The sequence below is a fragment of the Sphingomonas sp. OTU376 genome (assembly GCF_038440415.1).
Classification (GTDB): domain Bacteria; phylum Pseudomonadota; class Alphaproteobacteria; order Sphingomonadales; family Sphingomonadaceae; genus Sphingomonas; species Sphingomonas kyeonggiensis_A.
Window position 1 is genome coordinate 23,312 of the sequence record NZ_JASATQ010000063.1, and the last position, 6,210, is coordinate 29,521.

At 67.0% G+C, this 6,210-nt stretch carries 7 protein-coding genes; 4 read left to right on the forward strand and 3 right to left on the reverse strand.

Features of this window, described 5'->3' with window-relative positions:
- Window positions 1–4: 4 nt before the first annotated feature.
- Together leuA and AAHM44_RS20250 are read right to left on the reverse strand one after the other, a co-directional pair.
- Entirely contained in the window at window positions 5–1,663 is a 1,659-nt protein-coding gene (gene leuA / locus AAHM44_RS20245) for a 2-isopropylmalate synthase (RefSeq protein WP_342251111.1), read from the reverse strand.
- A gap of 163 nt (window positions 1,664–1,826) precedes the next feature.
- Window positions 1,827–2,063 carry a hypothetical protein gene (locus tag AAHM44_RS20250; protein ID WP_269574774.1) on the reverse strand — a complete coding sequence of 79 codons (237 nt, stop codon included), beginning with the start codon at window positions 2,061–2,063 and terminating at the stop codon, window positions 1,827–1,829.
- A 284-nt stretch (window positions 2,064–2,347) separates the two neighbouring features.
- On the opposite strand from AAHM44_RS20250, the gene AAHM44_RS20255 reads away from it, so the two are divergent.
- Window positions 2,348–2,605: an SWIB/MDM2 domain-containing protein gene (locus AAHM44_RS20255; protein WP_184167796.1), complete on the forward strand. Its 258-nt coding sequence runs from the start codon at window positions 2,348–2,350 to the stop codon at window positions 2,603–2,605.
- Between the two features lie 86 nt (window positions 2,606–2,691).
- Window positions 2,692–2,871 (forward strand): hypothetical protein, encoded by a 180-nt coding sequence (locus AAHM44_RS20260; RefSeq protein WP_184167798.1) that lies wholly within the window; start codon window positions 2,692–2,694, stop codon window positions 2,869–2,871.
- On the opposite strand, the gene AAHM44_RS20265 is transcribed toward AAHM44_RS20260, so the two are convergent.
- Window positions 2,868–3,275 carry a hypothetical protein gene (locus AAHM44_RS20265; protein ID WP_269574773.1) on the reverse strand — a complete coding sequence of 136 codons (408 nt, stop codon included), beginning with the start codon at window positions 3,273–3,275 and terminating at the stop codon, window positions 2,868–2,870. The two genes, AAHM44_RS20260 and AAHM44_RS20265, sit on opposite strands and share 4 nt — an antisense overlap.
- A 76-nt stretch (window positions 3,276–3,351) precedes the next feature.
- Here AAHM44_RS20265 and AAHM44_RS20270 point away from each other — a divergent pair, with 76 nt between their 5' ends.
- Together AAHM44_RS20270 and AAHM44_RS20275 are read left to right on the forward strand one after the other, a co-directional pair.
- Entirely contained in the window at window positions 3,352–4,527 is a 1,176-nt protein-coding gene (locus AAHM44_RS20270; protein ID WP_342251112.1) for an NAD(P)/FAD-dependent oxidoreductase, read from the forward strand.
- A gap of 232 nt (window positions 4,528–4,759) precedes the next feature.
- Window positions 4,760–6,154 carry a methyl-accepting chemotaxis protein gene (locus tag AAHM44_RS20275; RefSeq protein WP_342251113.1) on the forward strand — a complete coding sequence of 465 codons (1,395 nt, stop codon included), beginning with the start codon at window positions 4,760–4,762 and terminating at the stop codon, window positions 6,152–6,154.
- The last annotated feature ends 56 nt before the right edge of the window (window positions 6,155–6,210 follow it).

Below are 6,210 nucleotides of genomic sequence, written 5' to 3' on the forward strand. Positions count from 1 at the left end.
TCGCTCAGGCCCTGTTCGCCGCGCTCAGCACCGCGCGCACCGAAGCCGTCGCGATATCGGCGTCGATCCCCACGCCGAACACCGTGCGCCCATCGGCGGTGCGGCATTCGACATAGGCGGCAGCCTGCGCATCGGCGCCGTGGCCGATCGCGTGCTCGCTATAGTCGACCACGTCGAGCGCCGGGCCGGTGGTGCCGGCAAGCGCGTCGATCACGCCCGAGATCAGGCCGTTGCCGCGCCCGGAGATCGAGCGCGTCTCGCCGTCCACCGCGATGCGGCCGACGAACACGCGGCTGCCGGCAGCGCCGGTCTCCTCATAATCCTCGAGCACGAAGCGGTCCTTCTCGCCCGGCAGATAGGTCTGCTCGAACCGGCCCCAGATGTCGGCGGCGTTGAGCTCACGGCTGGTCTCGTCGGCCAGCGCCTGCACATGGCGCGAGAAATCGGCCTGCATGCGCTTGGGCAGCTTGAGGCCCTTGTCCTGCTCGAGCACCCAGGCGACGCCGCCCTTGCCCGACTGCGAGTTCACCCGGATCACCGCCTCATAGTCGCGGCCCAGGTCCTTGGGATCGATCGGCAGGTACGGCACGTCCCAGAATTCGTCGTTGCGCGCTTCCTGCGCCGCGAAGCCCTTCTTGATCGCGTCCTGGTGGCTGCCCGAGAAGGCGGTGAACACCAGGTCGCCGGCATAGGGATGGCGCGGGTGGACGGGGATCTGGTTGCAATATTCGACCGTCTGGATCACCTCGTCGATGTTCGAGAAATCCAGGCCCGGATCAACGCCTTGCGTGTACATGTTGAGGGCCAGCGTCACCAGGTCGACATTTCCGGTGCGCTCGCCGTTTCCGAACAGGCAGCCCTCGACACGGTCCGCGCCCGCGAGCAGGCCCAGCTCCGACGCGGCAACACCGGTGCCGCGGTCGTTATGCGTGTGCAGGCTGATGACGACGGTGTCGCGGCTGCGGATGTTGCGGCAGAACCACTCGATCTGGTCGGCATAGATGTTCGGCGTCGCCGCCTCGACCGTCGCCGGCAGGTTGAGGATCAGCGGCTTGTCGGTGGTCGGCCGCAGGATGTCCATCACCGCCTCGCAGACCTCGACCGAGAAATCGAGCTCGGCGGTCGAGAAGGTCTCGGGGCTGTATTCGAAATGCCAGTCGGTGTCGGGCTGCTTGGCGGCCTCGTCGCGCAGCACCTTGGCGCCGGCGATGGCGATCTGCTTGATTTCCTCGCGGCTCATGCCGAACACGATGCGGCGCCAGGCCGGCGAGACGGCGTTGTAGAGGTGGACGATCGCCTTCTTGGCGCCCTTGAGCGACTGGAAGCTGGTCTCGATCAGGTCCTGGCGCGACTGGGTCAGCACCTGGACGATCACGTCGTCGGGGATCTTGTCCTGCTGGACCAGGCCCGAGATGAAGTCGAACTCGGTGGCGCCGGCGCTCGGGAAGCCGACTTCGATCTCCTTCACGCCCACCTTGCAGAGCAGCTCGAAGAAGCGGGTCTTCTTCTCGGCGTCCATCGGATCGATCAGCGCCTGGTTGCCGTCGCGCATGTCGGTCGACAGCCAGCGGGGCGCCTTGGTGATAGTCCGGCTCGGCCATTGGCGGCCGGGCAGGTTTACCTGGGGGAAGGGACGGTACTTGGTGGACGGATCGCGCAACATGACAGCTCTCTCTCGGCTGGAGACTTCGATTTCAATTGTGAAGTGCCCTTAGGGGCGTGCGCATGTGCGTCCGGCCCCTAAGGGCGGATAAGTCGCAGGCCGAGAAGTGCGCGGGTCATCATGTTGGGCATGCCTTTAGACAAGCCCGCGCCGCCTTGTCCACTCACATTACGTTTGTGACTGCCGTAGCGTCGCTATTGGTGACCGCCTCATCGGCCTCGACCGTGGCCTCCGCCGCATTGACCGCCGCGGCATCGGCCTCGGGCGTCTCGCTGGCCTTGGGGCTCGGCGTGGCGACGATCTCGGCCATGGGTGGCGGATCGGAATAGTTGGTGCCGGTGGTGCCGCTGCCGCCACAGCCTGCCAGAATCAGCAATCCGCCAACCACCAGAACGCGCATCCCGCTCTCCCCTTTTGCCGTGAAAACGCTCCTTAGCATGGCGTTTTGCCCTCTCCTACCGGCGGTTTAACCCGACTTATCCCCAAAATGTCGCTCTCAGGGGGCGTCTCGGCGCATCTGCTCTCTAGACAGACGCGATTTGGCACGATCAAAGGGTTGTCAGGTGAGGAGTAACGCCCTCACCACGGAACATCGTAGGCGCAAAAGGCGGCGGAACGGTTCGCACAAGCCGCTGGCGCAGACGAAGGCATGGCCCGTCCAGGGCAGGAACAGGAGAAGACTTTATGGCCGAGACCAAAGCACGCGGCGGCATCGCCAAGCCGGTGACCCCTTCGCCCGAGCTGGCCAAGATCGTTGGTACTGCGGACCTCCCGCGCAGCGAGATCGTGAGCAAGCTGTGGGAATACATCAAGAAGAACAACCTGCAGAACCCGGCGAACAAGCGCGAGATCCTCGCTGACGACGTGCTGCGTCCGATCTTCGGCGCCGACAAGGTGACGATGTTCGAGATGAACAAGCACATCGCGAAGCACGTCAAGTAAGCCGGGCCGGGGCGCATGCCCCGCCGCTGAAAGCGCTTGGGGCGGGTTCCGGACGGAGCCCGCCCCTTTGCTTAGGAAGGACTAGAATGGCCGAACGTTTCGAGCGTCACCGCCAGCCCTGGCGCGCCGACGAGATCCAGAAGCTCCACACCCTCGCCAAGAAGGGCATGGCCCTCAAGGCGATCGCGAAGGCGCTCACCCGCAGCGAGGAATCGGTGAAGGAGCGCGCCAAGCTCGACGGGCTGAGCATCGCCAAGCTCCACTAGGGTGCGGGCTGGGGCCGGATCTCGATCCGCAAGATCCGCCCGACATGGGCCCGCTCGCTGCCGCTTTCCTCGAGCTTGAACACCAGCCCGCCGCCGGTGACCACGCTGCGCGCCAGCCCCGGCCAGGGCTCGCCCGCATTGACCGTCGCCCCCGGCAGGCACGTGGCGATCCGCTTCGCCATCGTCTCGTGGGTGATCTCGGGCGGCAGCATGGTCTGGCTGCAGAAATAGCCGTCGCTGCGGAAGCAGCCCCGCAGCAGCTTGGGCGCGAAGTCCGAGCGGTACAGCGCCTGATAGGCCTCCGCGTCCCCCACCGCGGCGGACAGCCGCCGCAGGTCCGCGCAGATCGGATCGTCCTGGACGAAGGGCGCCGCCACCAGCGCCATGCCAAGCAGAAGATGCATCCCCAATCTCCTTTCGCACCCGCAACGTCTCGCACCGCCGCTTGCCGCAGCGTGAACACCTGCTAGGCGCAGCGCAATGTATGACGCGATCATCCTGGGAGCCGGCGCCGCGGGGCTGATGTGCGCGCTCACCGCCGGCCAGCGGGGCAAGCGCGTGCTGCTCGTCGATCATGCCGATGCGCCCGGCAAGAAGATCCTCATCTCCGGCGGCGGCCGCTGCAACTTCACCAATATCGGCACCGCGCCCGACCGCTACCTCTCGCAGAACCCGCACTTCATGAAGTCCGCGCTCGGCCGCTACACCGCGCAGGAGTTCCTCGACCTGGTCGAGGCGCACCGCATCGCCTGGCACGAAAAGACCCTCGGCCAGCTCTTCTGCGACGGCTCGGCCCGCCAGATCGTCGATATGCTCCTCGACGAGTGCGAGCGCGGCGGCGTCGAGCTCTGGCTCGGCCACGCCCCCCAGGTCGAGCATGCCGACGGCCGCTTCCGCGTCACCTGCGGCAAGCGCACCGCCGAGGCGCCCGCGCTGGTGATCGCCACCGGCGGCCCCTCGATCCCCAAGCTCGGCGCCACCAGCTTCGCCTATGACCTCGCCCGCCGCTTCGGCCTCAAGGTGGTCGAGCCCCGCCCCGCCCTCGTGCCCCTCACCCTCAGCGGCGAGGAAGCGCTGTTCCGCGAACTCTCCGGCGTCTCCACCGAGGTGGTCGCCCGCGCCGGCAAGGCAGCCTTCCGCGAAGCCGCGCTGTTCACCCATCGCGGCCTCTCGGGTCCGGCGATCCTCCAGGTCTCCAGCTACTGGCGCCACGGCGAGAGCATCGGCATCGACTTCCTGCCGCAAGCCGAGCCCGGCTGGCTGCTCGCCGCCAAGCGTGCGCGCCCGCGCGTCACCCTGCGCAAGCTGCTCGGCGAAGCCCTGCCCGATCGCCTGGCCGACGCGCTGGCCGAGAAGCTCGCCCTCGCCACCGAGCTGGCCAACACCCCCGATCGCAAGCTCGACGACGCCGCCCGCCGCCTCGCCGACTGGCGCTTCAGCCCGAACGGCACCGAAGGCTATGCCAAGGCCGAAGTCACCGTCGGCGGGATCAGCACCGCCGAACTCAGTTCGCAGACGATGGAGGCCCGCAAGCTGCCCGGCCTCTACGCGATCGGCGAAGCCGTGGACGTTACGGGGTGGCTGGGCGGCTACAACTTCCAATGGGCCTGGGCGAGCGGCCGCGCGGCCGGTCTGGCACTCGCCCCAACCGCCTGATTTATCACATATTGCGGGTAATTTTGCGCAGTTTCCGTAGCGGAAACCGCCAGTTCGCACCATCGTGGCGGTTTTATTACGGTATTTTCACGTATTGAAATATTCGCCAATGACGAATGTTGCGCCATTGTGTCCTCTACAAAGGGATCATTGCCCGATCGTGCAGACTTTGCACCACGCGGGGACATGGTTCCCGGCTTCGAGCCTTCTGGAACCTTCAGGAGGTCTTTCGATGCATTGGTTTGAAGCCACGGCACCTATTCGTCTCAAGCTCTACGTAGCATTCAGTTCGCTGATCGGCGTGATGACGCTGGTCGCCCTCGTCGCGTTCCTCGCGCCGCTGATGATCGCGCTGCCGCTGGTCGCGCTGCTGATTGGCGGCGCCGCCATCCAGTGCGTCCGCTACCGCGCCGCGATCGCCAATCCCTATGTCGCCACCGTGGTCCGCATGGAAGCGCTTGCCGCCGGCGACCTCAACAGCCCGATCGAGTTCACCAACTATCAGGATTGCGTCGGCCGCATGACCAAGGCGATGCACACCTTCCGCGACAACGCGGTCGAGCAGCAGCGCCAGGCGGAGGAGCAGTCGATCGCCGTTTCGCATCTCGGCGCCAGCCTCGAGCAGCTGAGCCGCGGCGACCTTACCGCGAACATCGGTGACAGCTTCCCGGCCGGCTATGCCGAGCTCAAGGACCATTTCAACGCCGCGCTGGGCGCGCTGCGCGACCTGATCGGCTCGGTGATGCAGAGCGCCGAGACGATCCAGACCGGCTCGGCCGAGATCGCCTCGGCCTCTGAAGATCTTGCCCGCCGTACCGAGGCGAACGCCTCCAGCCTCGAGCAGACCACTGCCGCGGTCAGCCAGATGGACGGCCGCCTCAAGGCAACCGCCGCCGCCGCGGGCCGCACCGTCGAGCGCGCCGATGGCGCCATCGCCACCGTCTCGGGCGGCCGCGAGATCGCCGAGGAAGCCGTGCAGGCGATGACCCGGGTCAGCGAAAGCGCCAAGGGCATCGACAGCGTCATCGAGGGTCTCGACAAGATCGCCTTCCAGACGCGCGTTCTCGCGATGAACGCTGCGGTCGAAGCCGGCCGCGCCGGCGAGGCGGGCCGCGGCTTCGCGGTCGTCGCCGACCTGGTCAGCGCGCTCGCGATGCGCGCCGAAGAGGAAGCCGGCCGCGCCCGCGATCAGCTTACCGCCACTCAGACCGACATCGTCGCTGCGGTGGAGATGGTCCAGAAGGTCGACGGCGCCTTCGCCAACATCTCGAGCGATGTCGCCGAGGTCCACACCCTGCTCGGCGAGATGGCCAGCGACAACCAGGCCCAGGCCAACGCGATCACCGAGATCAGCCTGGCGATCAATACGATGGACCAGTCGACCCAGCAGAATGCCGCGATGGTCGAGGAATCCTCGGCGGCTGCCCGCAACCTGAGCAGCGAAGTCGACGCGCTCAGCGAGCAGGCCGGCAAGTTCGACGTCGGCGCCACCACCGTCCGCGCCCGCACCCCGGCCAAGGTCCCGTCGCGCCCGCAAAAGCAGCGCGGCTATGTCTCCCCGGTCAAGCCGCTCGCCACTGCCCGGCCGGCGGCACCGGCCTCCAGCGACGACTGGGCCAGCTTCTGATGACGGAGGGCGCCCGGAAACCCGCGCCCGTTGTTTGATACAAGCCCCCCCCAGGC

Coding starts and splice junctions, on each gene's coding strand:
- leuA (WP_342251111.1), bottom strand. CDS start 1,663: ATGTTGCGCGATCCGTCCACCAAGTACCGTCCCTTCCCCCAGGTAAAC.
- AAHM44_RS20270 (WP_342251112.1), top strand. CDS start 3,352: ATGTATGACGCGATCATCCTGGGAGCCGGCGCCGCGGGGCTGATGTGC.
- AAHM44_RS20260 (WP_184167798.1), top strand. CDS start 2,692: ATGGCCGAACGTTTCGAGCGTCACCGCCAGCCCTGGCGCGCCGACGAG.
- AAHM44_RS20275 (WP_342251113.1), top strand. CDS start 4,760: ATGCATTGGTTTGAAGCCACGGCACCTATTCGTCTCAAGCTCTACGTA.
- AAHM44_RS20250 (WP_269574774.1), bottom strand. CDS start 2,063: ATGCGCGTTCTGGTGGTTGGCGGATTGCTGATTCTGGCAGGCTGTGGC.
- AAHM44_RS20265 (WP_269574773.1), bottom strand. CDS start 3,275: ATGCATCTTCTGCTTGGCATGGCGCTGGTGGCGGCGCCCTTCGTCCAG.
- AAHM44_RS20255 (WP_184167796.1), top strand. CDS start 2,348: ATGGCCGAGACCAAAGCACGCGGCGGCATCGCCAAGCCGGTGACCCCT.